This is a genomic window from Kordia sp. (assembly GCF_045105435.1).
Classification (GTDB): Bacteria; Bacteroidota; Bacteroidia; order Flavobacteriales; family Flavobacteriaceae; genus Kordia.
The window spans coordinates 1-19,434 of record NZ_JBGCDL010000413.1 but is presented as its reverse complement, the minus strand read 5'-3'; the positions used below and the strand labels follow the sequence as shown (position 1 = coordinate 19,434).

Sequence of the window (19,434 nt, the reverse complement as noted above, 5' to 3'; positions counted from 1 at the left end):
AGATACTTTATGACTTATGTATGCCGTTGGGAATAGCTTAAAGTAATTTTGCGTATTCACTTGATTGGTGCTGAGTGAATTTCCTTTGATCTCCGTTTGTTCTCCTCTAAAACCAACTTTTAAACTCCACTTTTCCCAGTTTTTTGCATAACTAACATAGCCCGCAAAAATAGATTCGTCGTACTGAAACGTATCCGAATTTGTCAAATCTAAAACAGAAACACCATTTTCTATATTAAACTGCCACAAATTGCTCTTTGTTTCTATGTTTGCCGCTTTTATTCCTGCTTCAAAATTTATGGTTTCATCAATTGGTAATTCGTAATCAACTTGTCCGCTCAAAATATTGGTGCGTTGTCCTGCGTTTGTTGTAAATGCGGTAGAAAAATCAGGATTTGCCACAACGGTATAATCTGTAGAAACGCGTTGACCACTTGCTTTGTCGTAATTTGTGTAATGTACATTTGCAGAAAGCTTCTCGCCTTCTTTCTCAAAATGATGTACATAATCTACGTTCAACCCTAAATTATGCTTGTCTTGATTGTACGTATTTAAAGCCAACAACGAAAAATCTTCATTCGCTACAGTTTGATCGTCCACAACAGAATTCGTAGATGTATTTCGCTTCCAATACGGCAAATACAATAAATTTCCCGAAAAACTCAAAGTATTCTTTTCGTCAAATTCATAATCAACATTCAAATTAAAATTATGCTGATTTGATCGTTCATTTCTATTGATAAGCGAATTCCAAATGGCTGTAGTTGTATTTGCAGCATCTAAATAGTTAATACGCTCGTCGTTATCTCTATTTATTTTTGAATGTGTATAGTTGTAATTTCCAAAAATATTGAACTTCCCACGCTTGTAAAATTGATTGATTCCTCCGTTGTAACGCGGAAAAACTCCTTGTGTAAAGTTTCCATACACGCTTCCGTGATAACCAACTACTAAGTTTTTTGTCATCACAATATTCAAAATTGTGCCACCTTGTGCGTCATAGCGCGCGGGCGGATTGGTAATTACCTCAACCGATTTTACGGTTTCTGCCGGCGTTCCTTCCAACAATTGATAAATTTCACTTGCGGATAAATGTACTTTTCGATCGTTAATATATACCGTTGGCGTACTATTTTTAATAGACAATGTATTATTAATAACAATAACGCCAGGCGTTCTACGTAATACTTCCCAAGTAGTATCTTCGGTAAGTGCTGTTCCTTGAATGTTGAATACCAAACGATCAACTTCACGTTTCAGTACAGGTTTTTTATTTGTAATAGTAACTCCATCAAGCGCTTCCATATCTTTTTGAAGCACAATAGTTCCTAAATTTAAGTCGCTTGTTACCTCAATATCTTTACTATATGTTTTGTAGCCTAAAAAACTAATATTTAGTGTGTAGGTTCCTGAAGTAATATTCTCAATTAAAAATGTACCTGATGCTTCTGAAGAACTTCCTTTAATTACATCGCCATCTCTAAGTAATACTGCATTGGCAAAAGAGATCGCTGTTTCCGAATCGGAAGCAATCAATTTACCTGAGACTTGGTAGGTTTCTTGTCCCAATACGGTAAAAAATGTAAAAAGCACAAAGAAGCTTGTGATTTTTAGGTTCATGGCAATGGTTAGGTTAATTCAGCGCAAATATATTCATTTTTATTTAACGTAGAAAAAAAGCTACACCCATAATTAAAAAAACTTTGTATCTATGCCCAAAAGGCGTGTATTTACCTTGTAAAAAGCTATATTTGCAAATTATTAGTTATAGAGATAAATGAAGCACATAAGAAACTTTTGCATTATTGCACACATCGATCACGGAAAAAGTACATTAGCTGACAGATTGTTAGATTTTACTGGATCTGTAACTGAGCGAGAAAAGCAAGATCAATTATTAGATAGTATGGATTTAGAACGTGAACGTGGAATCACGATTAAATCGCATGCCATTCAAATGGAATATACGCATGAAGGACAAGAGTATATTTTAAATTTGATTGATACACCTGGACACGTTGATTTCTCGTATGAAGTATCACGATCTATCGCTGCTTGCGAAGGTGCTTTGTTAATTGTTGATGCAGCGCAAAGCATTCAAGCACAAACAATATCCAATCTATATTTAGCTTTAGAGAACGATCTGGAAATTATTCCGGTATTGAATAAAGTAGATTTACCAAGCGCCAATCCTGAAGAAGTAACCGACGATATTGTAGACCTTTTAGGCTGCGATCCTGAAGAGGTAATTCACGCAAGTGGAAAAACAGGTTTTGGTGTCGATAATATTTTAGAAGCCGTTATTAATCGTATTCCACATCCAACAGGTGTGTATGACGAACCGTTACAAGCGTTGATTTTTGACTCTGTATACAATCCGTTTCGCGGTGTTGAAACCTATTTTAGAGTCATGAATGGTTCTATTAAAAAAGGACAACTTATCAAGTTTGTAGCCACAGGAAACGAATACGGCGCTGATGAAGTTGGAACGTTAAAGTTGAATCAAGTTGTAAAAAAAGAAATTAAAACAGGTGATGTTGGCTATTTAATTACTGGAATTAAAGATGCACGCGAAGTAAAAGTAGGTGATACAATTACTGATGCAAAAACGCCAACTACCAACGCTATTGAAGGATTTGAAGATGTAAAACCAATGGTTTTTGCAGGAATTTATCCTGTTGATACTGAAGATTATGAAGAACTTCGTAATTCGATGGAAAAACTACAATTAAATGATGCTTCTTTGGTATTTACGCCAGAAAGTTCGGCCGCTTTAGGTTTTGGTTTCCGTTGTGGATTCTTAGGAATGTTACACATGGAAATTATTCAAGAACGTTTGGAGCGTGAGTTTAATATGACTGTAATTACAACAGTTCCTAACGTATCGTACCATGCATTTTCAAGAAAAGATCCGGATGAAGTTATTATTGTAAATAACCCAACTGATTTACCAGATCCTTCAAGTTTAGATCGTGTAGAAGAACCGTTTATTAAAGCGACAATTATTACAAAATCGGACTTTGTTGGAAATGTAATGTCGTTGTGTATTGAAAAACGCGGTTTAATTACCAATCAAACGTATTTGACGACAGAACGTGTTGAGTTATCATTTGATATGCCTTTGGCAGAAATTGTATTTGATTTTTATGACAGATTGAAAACAGTTTCTAAAGGATATGCTTCGTTTGACTATTCACCGATCGGAATGCGTAAATCGAAATTAGTTCGTGTCGATATTTTATTGAATTCACAAACGGTAGATGCACTTTCTGCCTTAATTCACGCTGATAACGCCTATAACATTGGTAAAAAAATGTGTGAAAAGCTGAAAGAACTCATTCCAAGACAACAATTTGATATTCCGATTCAGGCTGCAATTGGTGCAAAAATTATTTCGCGTGAAACAATAAAAGCACTTCGTAAAGATGTAACAGCAAAATGTTACGGTGGTGATATCTCGCGTAAGCGTAAACTACTAGAAAAGCAGAAAAAAGGGAAGAAGCGTATGCGTCAAGTTGGTAATGTAGAAATACCGCAACAAGCATTTATGGCAGTATTGAAATTGAATGATTAGAGTGAGTATTGAGATATTAGTAGTGAGAATTTAGATGTTTCAAAGTACACTATTATATTTTTGAAGATCGTATTTGTTTTTGTAATGACGTATTCAGAAGCACACGCGTCAAGCTGAACTTGATTCAGCTTCACATCAAAGTAAAAATAGTTTTGAGATAGTAGTATTGAAAACTGAGAAACTTCTAAGTAGTTCTCGATATAATTTTTCTAACAAACGCTAGCGCAAGTTTTCAACTCGTGCCAACAAACAAACTAATATAGAGTTTTGAGAGATTAGTAGTGAGAATTGAGAAGGTTCAAAGTACATTTTTAGATTTTTAAAGATCAAGATTGCTTTTTATAACGTATTCAAAAAAAACACGTCAAGCTGAACTTGATTCAGCTTCACATCACAGTAAAAGTAGTTCTTAGATAATAGTAGTGAGAATTGAGAAATTTCAAAGTATTTCTCGATACAATTTTGCTCCGTTTCCCTCCAAAAAATCACTCGAAATGACGTTCGTAAAAGCAATGAGCAAAGCGAACGTTACTTCGTCTCCGCAGCTTCTACATCCAGTGGTTTTCCTAAGTATACCAATTTCCAGTTTTCTCCTACCTCATCCAATTCTGTATGGTGCGAAGATATGATATGAAATTCGCCATCTTCTTTTCTAATAAATAGCGGAATGGTATATTTTTCCTTGCTTGTAAGCTCAATTAAACCTTTGTAATGTGATGCATCATTAATGTCAATTTCTTGAATAGAAGGATATTTATGTGTGACCTCCGTTAATGAATTGTAATCGTCTGTGTTGGAAAATAAACCTTCTTGCGGATTGTTAGTATCATCCAACATTTCTTCACGTGTTACCAATCGGAATGAACCATTTTCACCAAATTCAGCACCAAACTTATCAATTGCAAACTGATTGATGTCTGAGTTTCCTGTCAATGCCATTAAATAACCAACATCATTCAATTCAATATTATCGGTCAATGTATTGGAATAAATATCTGTGCTGATGGCTTCTAAGCCTAATTCGTGTGCTTTTTCAATATTACTTTGGTTGCTATCAATCAGTACAACATGTCGTCCGTTTGTTTTTAGATAATGCCCAAGTAAACGTGATACTTTAGATGCTCCAACAATCAAAATTCCTTCTGATTTTGTCAAAAATACACCAACCAATTTAGCAAATAAACGTGCCGTTGTTGCGTTTAGTAAAACCGTTCCAAGGACAATCATAAATACCAATGGTGTAATATATTCAGCGCCTTCAACACCTTGTTTTACCAATTTACTTCCAAATAAAGATGCAATTCCGGCAGCTACAATTCCTCGCGGTCCAACCCAACTGATAAAGAGTTTTTCGTTAGTGGTTAACTTTGATTTTGTGGTACTCAAAAACACACCTAGCGGTCGTATGACAAACACGACAATTAAAAATAACACGACTGTTTCCCAGTTATATAACAGCATCAAATCTTCTATGTTTATATTCGCGGCAAGCAAAATAAACAGGATAGAAATTAGCAATACACTGAGCGATTCCTTGAAGTATAAGAGTTCTTTTATGTTTTCGAGTTTTCCGTTTCCTAACACCATTCCCATTACAACAACTGCTAATAATCCTGATTCATGTGCAAATATTTCCGATTCTACAAAAACCAATAAAACAACTGATAAGGACACTACATTGAGTAAGTAATGTGGAATTAGTTTTTTGTTGATCGCAAACGCTAATGCATGTGCAAAAGTGAATCCGAAAGTTGTTCCGAATAAGATAATTTTTCCAAATTCAATCAAAGCTATTTTGGTAAATCCGCTATCGCCACCTACACTAATAAATTCAAACATTAAAACGGCAACTAAAGCTCCAATTGGATCAATGAGAATTCCTTCCCATTTTAATACCGTAGAAATATCTTTTTTTAGTGGAATGTTTCTAAGAATTGGCGTAATTACGGTTGGTCCTGTTACAATGATCAATCCTGAAAATAAGAAAGATAAATCCCAACTCAATCCAAATACGAAATGTGCTACAATCCCTGCTCCAAAAAAGGTAATTGCAGAACCCAAAGTTATTAGTTTGGTAATTACGGGACCTACGTTTTTTATTTCGGAACGTTTCAGTGTCAATCCGCCTTCAAACAGAATAATACTAATGGCAAGTGATACAAAGTAGAAGAGACTTTCTCCTGGAAACAGTCCTTTCTGTTTTTCGTTATCCCAAATAGGTTCAATCCACTTAGTGCCATCTTCTGATAAGAATTCTGCGGCAATCGGTCCAACTAATAAACCAATTAAAATTAAAGGCAAAATTGCTGGAATTTTAAATTTCCACGCAACCCATTGTGCCAATATTCCTAAAATGATAATTCCCGCTAATTCGAGCATGTACGCAATTTTTTAAGTTGAAATGTAAATTTAACAATTATAATGTTAAGAAAACTGTTTTTTTAAAAACTACTTCGCTTCGCTATATTTTACCAAAATTCGGAGCTCATTGTACGAAAACTGAGCGCCTGCAATTTCTTTCAGTTCGTTTAAGCTTTCAAACGTACTCTTTTTAATGATTTCGAGTCCTTTCGTTACTTTTTCTTCCGATAGTATTTCAGTAATATCCAACACGCCTTCTGTGACATAATGTGCTAAATGTCCAAAAATTGTAGAAGCCGCCAAGGCTCTTTTTTCTGCAATTTCTTCGATTGAAAGACCTTCTTTAAAAAAATTAAAAGAAGTTTCTTTTGTATTTTGTTTCTCAACTTTCACAACTACATTTTCCAATTTGGATGAAAGATTGTTTTTAGAAGCATATTCATTGATGATTTCTAAAATTTCTTCTCCGTATTTTTCCACACGCACTTTGCCCATTCCGTGTACTTTTTTCAGTTGTTTTGCGGTTGCTGGCAACAATTCACACATTTCAAATAATGATTTTTGTGTAAATACTTGAAATGGCGGTATATTTTCCGAACTCGAAATGCTCGATCTGAATAATCGTAAGTTTTCAAACAATTCTTCATGCGAAGTAGACGTTGCTATTTCTCGTTTTACCACTTTTACTTCCGAAACTTCTAAGATGGAATTGGCACGTATTTTTAAATAGTTTTCTGTTGAAAAATTATCCGATAAAGCTTCTAAAATTTTAGTTTTAATTGCCAATTTATCTTCCAAATCTTTCAACTGTCTTTCAAAATCTTTGGAGATTGCTTGATTGTCCGTTGAAAATGTAAGCGTACTTAAAACCGTTGCAATTTGTTCGTTGGTTTGCGCTTTAAAATACGCAACAGCCTTTTTAAAACGCGTTTCAATGGTCGCATCTTCCTCAGGATTTTCCACAGTTTGTGCCAACGATTCCAGTTGATTTTTGAACGAATTGTTAATCTTTAATAAAGGGATAATTCCTTTGTCTTTAATGCTTTCAAGCGGTTTTAGAATATTTCCGCTCAGCGTATTTGTATTCTTGTAATAGATATCAATCAATCGTTTTACAGGATATAAAAACGGATGATAGTCAAATACTTCGCCCATTAAATCGAGCTGATATGCTTTTTTAGAGGCGTTCAAATCGGCTTCGCTAGGTTCGTTTTCTTCCAATCGTTCTGTAAAGCTATTCACAGTCGTATCGCTAATAATATTCGCCGCCTTTATAGGTGTTTTTAGTACAATTCCTTCCAAGGTTTTACAGCGACTCAGCGCAACATACGTTTGTCCGTGCGCAAAAGAAGCTTCCGCGTCAATAATGGCTTTGTCAAACGTTAATCCTTGACTTTTGTGAATGGTAATTGCCCACGCCAATCGCAATGGAATTTGCGTATACGTTCCTTCAATATGATTGGAAATTTCCTTGGTTTCTTTGTTAAGCGTGTATTTTATGTTTTCCCAAGTTTCATAAGTGGCTTCAATAATATCATCTTCGGAACATTTTACCGTAATTGTATCTTCTTCCAAGTGAATTACCGTACCAATTTTTCCGTTGTAATAGCGTTTTTCGAGCGAACTATCATTTTTAATAAACATGACTTGTGCACCTTCTTTCAGCACTAAATTTTCACTATTTGGATATATTTTTTCATTAAAATCACCAGTAATACTAGCCGTATATTCGCTTTTTGGTGTTTTTAAATTATCTAATTCTTTTTGATTGATGGCATCTGCGCGATTGTTATGCGTAGTAAGTGTAATGTAGCCATCTTCTTTTGTTGGATTGAACTTTGGCTGATACTGCTTGTTTAGAATTTCTGCGGAAGCGGTAGAAAGTGTATTGTTGCGAATTTCATTCAGAATCGCAATAAATTCCTGATTTTGTTGACGGTAAATATATTTTAATTCAATGGCTAAAATGGCGGCTTTTTGATACGCCAGACTGCTAAAAAAGTACGCAGTTTGGTAATAATCTTTCAATAACTGCCATTCATTTGGGCGCACTACGGGCGAAAGTTGTTGCAAATCGCCAATTAACAACAATTGTACGCCACCAAAAGGTTTCTGATTGTTTCTGTAGCGACACAATACTTCGTTAATTCCATCTAAAACATCGGCGCGTACCATACTAATTTCATCAATAATAACAAGATCTAACGATTTTATAATATCGATTTTAGTTTTGCTAAATTTACGTTGTACTTTCGTATTTCTTCCTGTAGCATTCGGAATAAACGGTTCAAAAGGCAACTGAAAAAACGAGTGAATTGTAACTCCTTTTGCATTAATTGCTGCAACTCCTGTTGGCGCTACAACCACCATTCTTTTTAACGATGTCGCTTTTATTTTATGTAAAAAAGTAGTTTTTCCTGTACCAGCTTTCCCGGTTAGAAATAAGTTTCTATTCGTTTTTTCTATAAAATTAAATGCTAAGTCTAGTTCTTTATTCGTTCCCATGAGACATTGGTTGCTTTAAAGGTAAAAAATAGATGATATACGTTTTTTTGAGCTATTTTTCGTTTGGTATAAATTCGAAAGCATGCTAAATATATAAGAATTAAATTGTATCGAACTTACGTTCATAAATTTTTTTAAAATTATCATTTTACTAGAAGAGCTTATGATATCATCAAAAAAAGTTTTTCTTTATTCTTTTAGAAACTTAGTAAAACCGAATGTATTAATATTTAAAGAACAAGACAGAAGCTATTCCAGAATTTACCTTAGATCGTGAAGGGTTTTTAGAAAAAGTATACGGTTTTGCAGGTTTTCAGGACATTCCAATAGATAATCATACCGATTTTTTCAATCGTTTCTATTTATTGGCTGAAGATGAAAAAGCGTTGTTAATTTTCGGAAAAGAACGTTTGGGAAACATCAAAGAAATCAAATTCATTTTCGACTTTGGAAAGCGTTTGAAACATGTGCTGTAGAAATTTTAGATTTTAAAAAGCTAATTTTTACTGTAGTTTTCTTAATAAAACCTTAACAATTACACATTTTTGCTTCGGTTTTGTTAATTTGCGAGATAAAATCAGAAATAACCTTTATGAAGCTGTATCCTATTGCTGCTGGAAACTTTAAATTAGATGGTGGCGCCATGTTTGGCGTAGTTCCCAAATCTTTATGGCAACGTACCAATCCGGCAGATGCTCATAATATGATTGATATTGCCGCACGTTGTTTGCTAATTGAAGATGGAGAACGACTCATTTTGGTCGATACAGGCATGGGAAACAAGCAAACGGACAAGTTTTACGGTTATTATCACCTTTGGGGCGATGATTCTATTGAAAAATCACTCAAAAAATACGGTTTTCACAAAGACGATATTACCGATGTGTTTATGACGCATTTACACTTTGATCATTGTGGCGGAAGCATTCAATGGAATAAAGATCGTACAGGTTATGAACCTGCGTTTAAAAATGCGCGTTTTTGGAGCAATGAAAACCATTGGCAATGGGCAACAATTCCTAACAAACGTGAAAAAGCTTCTTTTCTTAAAGAAAATATCATTCCGATGGAAGAAAGCGGTCACCTCAACTTCATTGCACAACCAACACTAGATATTTTAACAAAATCAGCGCTCGGTTTTGATGTGTTTTTTGCGAACGGTCATACCGAAAAACAAATGATTCCAATGATTCATTACAAAGGAAAAACCATTTGTTTTATGGCAGATTTATTGCCAACTGTAGGCCATTTACCAATTCCGTTCGTCATGGGCTATGACACAAGACCTTTGTTAACTTTAGACGAAAAAGAGAAATTTCTAAAAATGGCAGCAGATAATAATTTTTATCTCTTTCTTGAACATGATGCACACCACGAAATCATCACGGTAAAACACACTGAAAAAGGTGTACGACTCCATGAAGTATTTACGTGTAACGATATTTTTTAAACCCACATTTAATACTATAATTTAGAATAATGAAACTTATAAAACCCACAATTTTTGCTGCATCTCTGCTTATTTTAGTAGGTTGCGGTAGCACAACAGCACCCATTTTATCAACTCCAATTGCAAACATTGATGCAACGCCGTTAAAAGAGCGTTCACTCACAAAAGAAGAGTTAAAATCTTGGGGACACAAAGATTTAGTTGCTGATACCATTCCTGGAATGAGTGTTGACAAAGCGTACGCGGAAATCATTAAAGGACAAAAGGGAAAGAAAGTAATTGTAGCCGTTTTAGATTCTGGAATTGATATTGATCATGAAGATTTAAACGATGTTATTTGGACCAATTCAAAGGAAATTGCAAACAACGGAAAAGACGATGATAACAACGGTTTTGTAGACGATGTTCACGGTTGGAACTTTTTAGGCGATGCGTATAATGAAAACCTAGAAAAAACACGTATCGTAAAAAAAGGAACAAGTCATCCTGATTATGCAGCAGCAAAAGCAGAAATTGATGCTGAATATCAAGAATATGTTGCTGGAAAAGCAGAAATGGATCAAATTGCTTCGCGTGTAAAACAAGCCAATGCAGCTTTTAAAAAGTACTTTAAAAAAGATAACTACACCTTAAAAGATATCAATGCCATTACAGCTCCTGATGAATCAATGAGCGAACATATTTTTATTGCGAAACGTATTTTGAGTAGTGGACGATTTGAAACTTTGGATGAAGCTGAAAAAGAAATAAAAAGTAATCTAGAATCTATTGGAGAAACTTTAAACTACAATTTAAACACAAATTTTAACGGAAGAACTACTGGTGATGATCCGTATGATATTACAGACAACATTTATGGAAACGGAAATGTAAAACATGTTAAGAAAAGTGAAGCGCATGGAACACACGTGGCAGGAATTATTGCTGCTGAGCGTAATAATGGAATCGGAATGAATGGTGTTGCAAATAACGTAGAAATTATGGCAGTACGTATGGTTCCAAATGGTGATGAGTACGATAAAGATGTTGCTTTAGCAATTCGTTATGCGGTTGATAATGGCGCACAAGTTATTAATGGAAGTTTTGGTAAATATTTTTCTCAAAACAACGAATGGGTTCGTGATGCAATCGCTTACGCGGGAAAAAACAATGTACTTGTTATCAAAGCAGCTGGAAACGAAAATACCAACTTAGACGAAAAAGCGGTATATCCAAACGATCAAACACCTACTGGAACTGAAGTATCTGATACATTTTTAACAGTTGGTGCATTACAGAACAAATACGGTTCGCAAATGGTAGCAGGATATTCAAATTATGGTAAAAACAATGTAGATGTTTTTGCACCAGGATCGGCTATTTATTCAACGTTCCCAGAAAACGAATACAAATCTATCGGAGGAACTTCAATGGCTGCGCCAGGAGTTGCAGGAGTTGCAGCATTAATTATGTCACAATATCCAAAACTAACCGCTGCGCAAGTAAAGCAAATTATTATGCAGTCGGGGCTTCCTGTAAACAGAGATGTTGTTATAGATCAGTCTAAAGGAGCAATGCCATTTTCACAAGGATCAAAAACTGGAAAAATAGTAAATGCATACAACGCGCTTATTTTAGCTGATAAAGTTAGTAGAGGAAAAGCAAAGTTGTAAGCATCAACCATAAATTCTAAAAAATAACTAGATGAAACCTGCTTATTAATACAGCTATTCATTGCTGTTAATAATAAAAGTTTCATGTGACTATTTAAAAATAATACATACGAAAACATGAAAATTTTTAGCAAACTAAGTATTCTGCTCGTTTTGGCAGTTGTGGCATGCAAACCGCAACAAGAAACAATGAGCGGAGGAAAAAATAAAGCATCGTATACTGCTTCATCAACCTATTGGCAACAAAAGGTAAATTATGAGATGGAAATAGATATGGATGTTGATACGTATCAATATACAGGAACGCAAAAGTTAGTGTACACTAATAATTCTCCTGATGTGTTAAATAAAGTATACTATCATTTATACTTTAATGCGTTTCAACCTGGAAGCGAAATGGATGTGCGTTCTAGAACGATTGCTGATCCAGATAGAAGAGTTGGGAATCGTATTAGTAAGCTTTCTGACTCAGAAATTGGGTATATAAAAGTGAATTCGTTAACACAAAACGGAAAGAAACTTACACATACTACAGAAGGTACTATTTTAGAAGTTACCTTGGCAAAACCTATTTTACCTGGCGCTTCTACTACGTTTGATATGAATTTTGACGGACAAGTTCCTGTACAAATTCGTCGTTCTGGTAGAAACAATAGTGAAGGCGTTGCCTTGTCAATGACACAATGGTATCCAAAAATGGCAGAATACGATTTTGAAGGTTGGCATACGCCTCCATATATTGCAAGAGAGTTTCATGGTGTTTGGGGAGATTTTGATGTAAAAATTACCATTGATAAAGACTATGTTATTGGTGGAACTGGATATTTGCAAAATCCGAACGAAATTGGACACGGTTATGAAACAGGAACAGTAAAAAGACCTGCTGGAGACAAACTTACGTGGCATTTTAAAGCGCCAAATGTGCATGACTTTACTTGGGCTTCCGACCCTGATTATGTTCACGACACACACAAAGCAGCAAATGGTGTTACCTTACACTTTTTGTATAAAAACGATCCTAAAATTAAAGAAAACTGGAAAGAGTTACAGTATAAAACTGCTGAAATGCTTGTGTATTTTAATGAATATGTTGGACAATATCCGTACAAACAATATTCAGTAATACAAGGTGGAGACGGCGGAATGGAATATGCAATGTGTACTTTAATTACAGGAAAAAGACCGTTAAATAGTCTTATTGGAGTAACTGCACATGAATTGGCGCATACTTGGTTTCAGTTTTTGTTGGCTACCAACGAATCAAAACACGAATGGATGGACGAAGGATTTACAACGTACATTTCTAACCGTTGTATGAATCATATTATGGATGCGAATCGCGAAAATCCACACAAAGGTTCGTACAGTTCATATTTTAGATTAGTAAAATCTGGAAAAGAACAACCGCTTACTACACATGCAGATCGTTATGAATATAATGGAGCTTATGGAGCTTCTGCATATAGCAAAGGAGCTATTTTCTTGGCGCAATTGGAATATGTGATTGGTAAAGAAAACGTAGAAAAAACGCTTAGAAAGTACTTTGACGATTTCAAATTTAAGCATCCAACACCAAACGATATCAAAAGAACTGCTGAAAAAGTATCAGGAATTCATTTAGATTGGTATTTAACGGATTGGGCACAAACTACCAATAAAATTGATTACGGAGTAAAAGAAATCAAGGGAAATAAGGTTATTTTGGAGCGTATTGGATTAATGCCAATGCCTATAGATATCACTGTAAATTATGCCGATGGTTCTAGTGAAAACTTTTACATTCCGTTGCGTATGATGCGTGGCGAAAAACCATCTACCGCTACTAAAAAAGCAGATTGGGCTTGGGCATATCCAACTTATACGTTGGAAACAAGCAAAACGGTAAAAAGTGTAGAGATTGATCCATCTGAATTAATGGCGGATGTCAATAGAGAAAATAACGTTGCGCGACAATAATCGGCGCAACTTTTACAACTAAAAAAGCGAGATCATTAGTATATGCTCTCGCTTTTTTAGTAGCTACCTCACTGGGTAAGCTTCAGAGCATTATAAATCTCGATAATCGAGTAATCGTAATCTATTATATATATTTACATTATTTATTGTCACCTTTCTTATTTTTATGTTCTTTTCGTTTTTTAATACTACTTATACTCAAGGCAGATACACGTTTTTCTTTATTTGGATCAAAACCTGACAAGTCAATTCTTTTATTCACTATAGGTGGTGGTGGAACTTCTCCTTTTTTTGTTTTTTCCACCAATTTATCAAAATCAGATTTGTGTTCAACATCTTGAACAATTCTAAATTTAATATACTCCTGTTCTGCAAATGCTTTTGCTACATAAGCCCTAACACTTCCTTTGTCATTTAATAAATCATAATCATTGAATTTGATAAATGCATCAAGTTTATGTACCCAATCTTTCATTGTCATACCATTGTTTCTTTTAGCTTGAAGCTCTGCAAAATCCAATAACATTGTAACAAGTATATTTAGCTCAGATATTTCTTCTTGTTTCAAATAATTCTTAGCGATTGTAACATCTGACTTCATAATTTTCCCGCCTTTTTTTTCATTTTTCCAACTAGTTAAACCCATATTTGGAAGACTTGAATTAGCTCTTAACTTTATTATTTCAGATGCTGTATGATGCGTTATTGCGTACTCTAACTTGTTTTGAACAGTAGCAAAAAAAGTTTGTGTAATTTTTGCTTTGGAATCGTAATCTATTGCTAAAGAATAAATATCCGTTATTTTTTGATAAAATCTTCTTTCAGAAGCACGTATCTCCCTGATACGCTCTATGAGTTCATCAAAATAATCTTTATCGAATAAGGTTTTTCCTTGCTTTAGCCTATCATCATCTAAAGCAAACCCTTTGATTAGATATTCTTTTAGTATTGAGGTAGCCCAAACTCTAAATGTTGTCGCTTTAGAAGAATTAACTCGATAACCTACTGATATAATAGCATCTAAGTTGTAAAATTCTATATTTCTTTGAACATTTCTGTTTCCCTCTTTTCGAACTGTCAAGGAAATCTTGACAGTTGCGAATTTATTTAATTCTCCTTCTTTATAAATATTACTTAGATGTAAACTTATATTCTGTTTTGTTGTGTCAAATATTTCCGCCATACTCGCTTGAGTAAGCCAAACAGTATCATCGTCTAAAATTACCTGAATGTTTATCGTTCCTTCGGAAGTTGAATAGAAAAGAAAGTTTTTTTGTTCTTCTAAATTACCCATTATCAATTCTTTATACGTTATTCTGTCTTCAATATTTTAAAAAAGTAAATTAAAACGCTCAGATTCTAATTTTTCTGTCGGAGTGCGTTTTCTAATAGTACAATCTTACTTTCCAAATCGTGTAGCCTATCGTAGACATCTACAGGTTCTGGCATTTGTTTAGAAGCAAACATCGTTACATACCAAACTTCCATTATTTCCTCTGCATTGATTGTATATGTAGGATAGTTTCCATCTTTATTATCGGACTTTAAAATAAGCTTTCCGCGCTCTTCTATTCTATTAATAACACGTTTCAGTACAATTCCGTCATTACGACTCACTATAACATATACACGGCCATCTTTTACGTCGTTTAGGTCTTCTACGTACTTTCCAAAAACCAAATCGCCATCAAAAAATGTACGTACCATTGAATTTCCTTGTACTTCAAAGCAACGATATGTCCCGTTTGTTAAATGTGGCATACTAAACGAAGGCAAGGTTTCTATATAACCTGCGTCGCCATAACCATCTAAATAACCAGCTCTGGCTTTTATAGGAACATATACAACATTTTCTTCACCATCTTGATTTACGGCAACTACTTGAGGTATTCCAGCATATGTTTGAAACTCTTTTGTTTCAGATTTAAACATCTGTGAGTTCATACCAAATAGATAATCGGGATTTATATCAAATTCTTTAATAATACTTGTTAATAGATCGTAGCCTGGTTTTGTTCTTTTCCTTGATCCATCGGACTGTGGTCTACCATTCGTAATACTGTCTATAGTTGTGCTAGTCACGCCGATTCGTTTGGAAAAAGAATTATTATTCAGGCGAAAATGATCAATGATCTGTTTTATTTTTTCATGTATTCCTTCCATAATCTCTCTAAATAATTTAAACATTTTACAAAATATTTCTGTTTTATGTTTGAAATAATCTGTAATTTGTTTATATTTGTACTGTAATTTGTTGCTAATATATGAATTTTTATTGAAAATCAAACATTTGTGAATATAAATATCGATTTTATTCTTCATAAATACATAAAAAGCGACAAAATATAGACTGACGGTTACGTATTTGGACAGTAAATGTCACATACGATTTTAAAAAAGATAAAGTAGATAATAACACCTTGTAATACAGCGACCATGAAACGAAGTAAAGAGCTATTAAACAAAAGAAAAAAATTCATTCACAACTATGTAGAAGATAATTCTGCAAAACAAATGAAAGTAATCATCAACGAATTGGTTGATAAATTGTTCATTTCAGAAAAGACGATATATAATATTTTAAAACAGTAACTAGCTAGTCACTCAACGCTCGTTAAAATATGTATATCTGGAAAGCTCCTTTCATTGAGTAAAGGAGTTTTCTTCTTCAAAAAACACGAATGCATCTTGCAGTGAATACCGTTATTGTTATATGAAAAATAAAGTCTTAGGGTTATTTTAAATATCATAGTTGCAATACGTATTCAAAAAATCCCTTCTTCGTAAGGGATTTTTTTAATTAGTAGTTAATTTACAATACAAAGCATAGTATCAATGATGTTAAAAAACAATTTTGTAGGTTTATTCTTTAATTTGTTTGTAAATTGAAAGTAATATACTTCGTTTTTATAACTATAACACCTTTTATCATGAAACAATCCATACAAACACTAAAAACATATTTTGAAACAGGAGACAGACCTACAGAAAGTCAATTTGCAAATTTAATAGACAGTCTAGCAATGCCAATGATTGGAGAAATCAAAACAGTAAGTTTTACTGCTATTCCTACTGGATGGGCAAAATGCGATGGACAGTTATTAAATATTTCAGACTATGAAGTATTGTTTAATCTAATTGGAACTACCTATGGCGGCAATGGTACCACAACTTTTGCTTTACCAAATTTACAAGACAGAACGATGATTCATAACAGTTCTAACTTTACAGTTGGTCAAATTGGTGGCGAAGCAGAAAATACACTCACAGAAAGTCAATTGCCTTCTCACAGTCACGGGATTGGTAATTTAGCTGCTTCACACTCTTTAACAGGAACTGTAAAAGCATCAGTAGACGAAGGGTTTTCGGATGAAGCTGAAGGCAATAATTTTTGCTCTGGAATAGAAAAAAACTATAGCGATTCTTCTATTGATAATACATTAATGGCCGCAGACAATGTACAAATTAATGGAAACGTCATACTTTCTGGAAATACAGCTGCTACCGGAAATGCAACTCCTGTGAATAATATGCAACCATATTTGGTTGTAAATGCAATTATTGCTTTGGAAGGAATTGATCCCTTAGCGAGTTAAATCATAGAAATTAATTAAGACTATACATTCCTAAAATCCCTTTTTCTAAGGGATTTTATTTTCTTCTTATTTAGATAAAACATCTATTTATTCACTCAAAAATAGTGATTCAAACAAAAAACAGAAAATAACATAATTTTATTGTAATATGTTTGTTTTATATTGTAATATGTTTTATATTTGTACTCGCTTTTCTAATGAACTGTACATCATTTTGTACGATTCGTATTTAAAAAAACACTGTTGAGAAGAATCTTAATACGCATGCAAACCTTCATTCTGGTTAAGAAAATATATATAAATAGCGTTGCATCAAATTTAAGTTTTTTTATTCTCAAATTAAATTCCAACATATTCATGGATATATAAATCATGCGCTAGTACTTATAGCTGCAAGGAGTTAACTGTATGTGCAGTTATTTTTCAGATCACAAATAGTATGTATCGCTTAATCAAATAAAAATTAAAACTATGAGCTTAATTCAAAAAGCATTATCCCAATATGGTGTAACAGAAGTTGATGGCAAAGTAGATAATCCTCAAATTATTAAATACTTTGATGTATTAGGATACAACGGTACTAAATTACATGACGAAACTGCCTGGTGTAGCGCATTTGTAAACTGGGTTGCTAAAACTGAAAATTACACATATAGTGGAAAACTAAACGCAAGAAGCTGGCTAAATGTTGGCGAATCAACAGCTGTGCCAGCACAAGGAGATGTAGTCATATTATGGCGCGATGCTCCAAATAGCTGGAAAGGACATGTAGGTTTTTTTGTAAAACAAACCAAACGATATGTCTACATTTTGGGCGGAAACCAAAACAATAGAGTTTCTATAAAAGCCTACCCAAAAAACAGAATTTTAGATTATAGAAAATTATTTGGGCATGGAGAAAGTTAAACCATATCTGTTTTGGTTATTAGCATTAATAGCTCCAATAACCTCCATAATGTTAACCATTGCTTTTCTAATTGTTGTAGATTTTATTACTGGAGCTTATGCTTCTTTTAAAAATAAAACTCCAATAAGTAGTGAACGCATCACACATACGATTTCTAAATTTTTTATTTATAATTTGGTCGTATTATCAGCCTTTTTATTAGAAAAATATATTGTTGAGGAAATTCCTTTTCAACGCATCATTACAGGGTTTATTGCTATAGCAGAAATTAAATCTATTTTAGAAAATTTCAATAAAATATATGGTATTAATCCTTTTAAAGTATTAGTCAAATTAAATAAAAAAAAGTCCCTTAAAAATTTAGAAGAAACCATTGACATTCTTGTAAATGACAAAGAGCAAGAACATAAAACTGAAAAAAAGTAAAACCAACAGTAAAAACCTTTAAGTAAGCCTACTATACAAACCAATTACTACTAAAAGAGGCTGTCTAAAAAGTTAAATTTTCGTCAAACCGAACCTGAGTCGGTTTCCCAAAATCCTTGGAAATCAAGATAATGAGATTCTGAATCAAGTTCAGAATGACGCTTCCTAATACTTTTCAGACAGCCATTTTTTATCTCTAATTATTATGAAAACAATAAAAATATCCACAGATCGAATACTACTCATTATTATCATTGTTTTGTTATGGTGCAATACACTTCTAAAAGCATGTGAAAATGACATAAATCCACAACCAACAGTTGCTATGTTAGAAAATACAATTTAGTAAACTAAATTTTGTGACACTATTACGATGTAAAACTTATCTGTTCTTTACCAATTAAAATTTAAAACGATCATTTTAAACAGTATTTGGCATTACTTATTTTTTTTGGATCTTGACCAAGTAATTAAAAAAGCAATAATAATAACTGTCATTGCTATTAAGGCAGCTCCTAAAAAATAATCTTCTTCTTTTGTTTGTGATAAAAGTAATGTGTTCAAAAATATTTGATTTGAAAGTATCATACATTATTGATTTTTAGCATACTCAAAATTAAGAATTATAGCATGATAAAACCTATGATATAAATCAGTTTTAAAAGGTTTTTATAATAACATTATAAAAGTTATAACAACTCCAATCAAAACTAACATCATAAGAAGTTCTAAGGCAGAAGGCTTATATCTACTAGTCAACTTTACGGTTTCTTCTAATTCTTTTTCTTTCAATTGATCGTTAATGGTATCAACAAGTGGAATATCATATTTATTAAAAAAATATTCAGAAAACTTTGAATCTGGAATTTCTCTTTTTACAAACGTTATGTGTTGTTTTTTTAAAGCATTATCAAAGAAACGTTCGGATTCTTCATTGGTAAATAATTTAAAATATCGCTCTAAGTTAACTTTCTTCATTTGTGGTCTGTGTACAATAAAGATAGTAA

At 33.4% G+C, this 19,434-nt stretch carries 16 protein-coding genes; 9 read left to right on the top strand and 7 right to left on the bottom strand.

Annotation, left to right across the window (positions count from 1 at the left end; genetic code table 11):
- Positions 1–1,620: outer membrane beta-barrel protein (locus tag AB8B65_RS20910; protein WP_405303221.1), on the bottom strand; the 1,620-nt coding region annotated here is incomplete at its 3' end.
- 157 nt (positions 1,621–1,777) lie between these two features.
- Between AB8B65_RS20910 and lepA the strand changes: the two genes are divergently transcribed.
- On the top strand, positions 1,778–3,574 hold the full coding sequence (gene lepA / locus AB8B65_RS20905) for a translation elongation factor 4 (RefSeq protein WP_405303220.1): 1,797 nt from the start codon (positions 1,778–1,780) through the stop codon (positions 3,572–3,574).
- 528 nt (positions 3,575–4,102) lie between these two features.
- Here the strand turns inward: lepA and AB8B65_RS20900 are convergent.
- Both AB8B65_RS20900 and AB8B65_RS20895 read right to left on the bottom strand, forming a co-directional pair.
- Positions 4,103–5,953 (bottom strand): cation:proton antiporter, encoded by a 1,851-nt coding sequence (locus AB8B65_RS20900; protein WP_405303219.1) that lies wholly within the window; start codon positions 5,951–5,953, stop codon positions 4,103–4,105.
- Between the two features lie 69 nt (positions 5,954–6,022).
- Positions 6,023–8,440, bottom strand: a complete 2,418-nt coding sequence (locus AB8B65_RS20895; protein ID WP_405303218.1) for a helix-turn-helix domain-containing protein — start codon at positions 8,438–8,440, stop codon at positions 6,023–6,025.
- 592 nt (positions 8,441–9,032) lie between these two features.
- Between AB8B65_RS20895 and AB8B65_RS20890 the strand changes: the two genes are divergently transcribed.
- The 3 genes from AB8B65_RS20890 (at position 9,033) to AB8B65_RS20880 (ending at position 13,498) form a co-directional block, all read left to right on the top strand.
- Entirely contained in the window at positions 9,033–9,890 is an 858-nt protein-coding gene (locus AB8B65_RS20890; RefSeq protein WP_405303217.1) for an MBL fold metallo-hydrolase, read from the top strand.
- A gap of 29 nt (positions 9,891–9,919) precedes the next feature.
- Positions 9,920–11,542 (top strand): S8 family peptidase, encoded by a 1,623-nt coding sequence (locus tag AB8B65_RS20885; protein ID WP_405303216.1) that lies wholly within the window; start codon positions 9,920–9,922, stop codon positions 11,540–11,542.
- A 117-nt stretch (positions 11,543–11,659) separates the two neighbouring features.
- On the top strand, positions 11,660–13,498 hold the full coding sequence (locus tag AB8B65_RS20880; RefSeq protein ID WP_405303215.1) for a M1 family metallopeptidase: 1,839 nt from the start codon (positions 11,660–11,662) through the stop codon (positions 13,496–13,498).
- A gap of 139 nt (positions 13,499–13,637) precedes the next feature.
- Here the strand turns inward: AB8B65_RS20880 and AB8B65_RS20875 are convergent, their stop codons facing one another.
- Both AB8B65_RS20875 and AB8B65_RS20870 read right to left on the bottom strand, forming a co-directional pair.
- Positions 13,638–14,792, bottom strand: coding sequence for a virulence RhuM family protein (locus tag AB8B65_RS20875; protein WP_405303214.1), 1,155 nt, complete (start codon positions 14,790–14,792; stop codon positions 13,638–13,640).
- A 65-nt stretch (positions 14,793–14,857) separates the two neighbouring features.
- Positions 14,858–15,661, bottom strand: a complete 804-nt coding sequence (locus AB8B65_RS20870; RefSeq protein WP_405303213.1) for a S24 family peptidase — start codon at positions 15,659–15,661, stop codon at positions 14,858–14,860.
- 273 nt (positions 15,662–15,934) lie between these two features.
- Between AB8B65_RS20870 and AB8B65_RS20865 the strand changes: the two genes are divergently transcribed.
- The 5 genes from AB8B65_RS20865 to AB8B65_RS20845 all read left to right on the top strand — a co-directional run bounded on the left by AB8B65_RS20865 (position 15,935) and on the right by AB8B65_RS20845 (position 18,773).
- Entirely contained in the window at positions 15,935–16,090 is a 156-nt protein-coding gene (locus tag AB8B65_RS20865; protein WP_405303212.1) for a hypothetical protein, read from the top strand.
- 338 nt (positions 16,091–16,428) lie between these two features.
- Positions 16,429–17,094 (top strand): phage tail protein, encoded by a 666-nt coding sequence (locus AB8B65_RS20860; RefSeq protein ID WP_405303211.1) that lies wholly within the window; start codon positions 16,429–16,431, stop codon positions 17,092–17,094.
- Positions 17,095–17,565: 471 nt separating this feature from the next.
- Positions 17,566–18,000 carry a TIGR02594 family protein gene (locus AB8B65_RS20855; protein ID WP_405303210.1) on the top strand — a complete coding sequence of 145 codons (435 nt, stop codon included), beginning with the start codon at positions 17,566–17,568 and terminating at the stop codon, positions 17,998–18,000.
- Positions 17,987–18,427, top strand: coding sequence for a phage holin family protein (locus tag AB8B65_RS20850; protein ID WP_405303209.1), 441 nt, complete (start codon positions 17,987–17,989; stop codon positions 18,425–18,427). Before AB8B65_RS20855 ends, AB8B65_RS20850 begins: the two co-directional genes overlap by 14 nt.
- Before the next feature lie 205 nt (positions 18,428–18,632).
- Positions 18,633–18,773: a hypothetical protein gene (locus AB8B65_RS20845; protein WP_405303208.1), complete on the top strand. Its 141-nt coding sequence runs from the start codon at positions 18,633–18,635 to the stop codon at positions 18,771–18,773.
- A gap of 92 nt (positions 18,774–18,865) precedes the next feature.
- Here AB8B65_RS20845 and AB8B65_RS20840 read toward each other — a convergent pair whose 3' ends face one another.
- Positions 18,866–18,991 carry a hypothetical protein gene (locus AB8B65_RS20840; RefSeq protein ID WP_405303207.1) on the bottom strand — a complete coding sequence of 42 codons (126 nt, stop codon included), beginning with the start codon at positions 18,989–18,991 and terminating at the stop codon, positions 18,866–18,868.
- A gap of 105 nt (positions 18,992–19,096) precedes the next feature.
- On the bottom strand, positions 19,097–19,434 hold a 338-nt coding region (locus AB8B65_RS20835; protein WP_405303206.1), incomplete at its 5' end, for a hypothetical protein.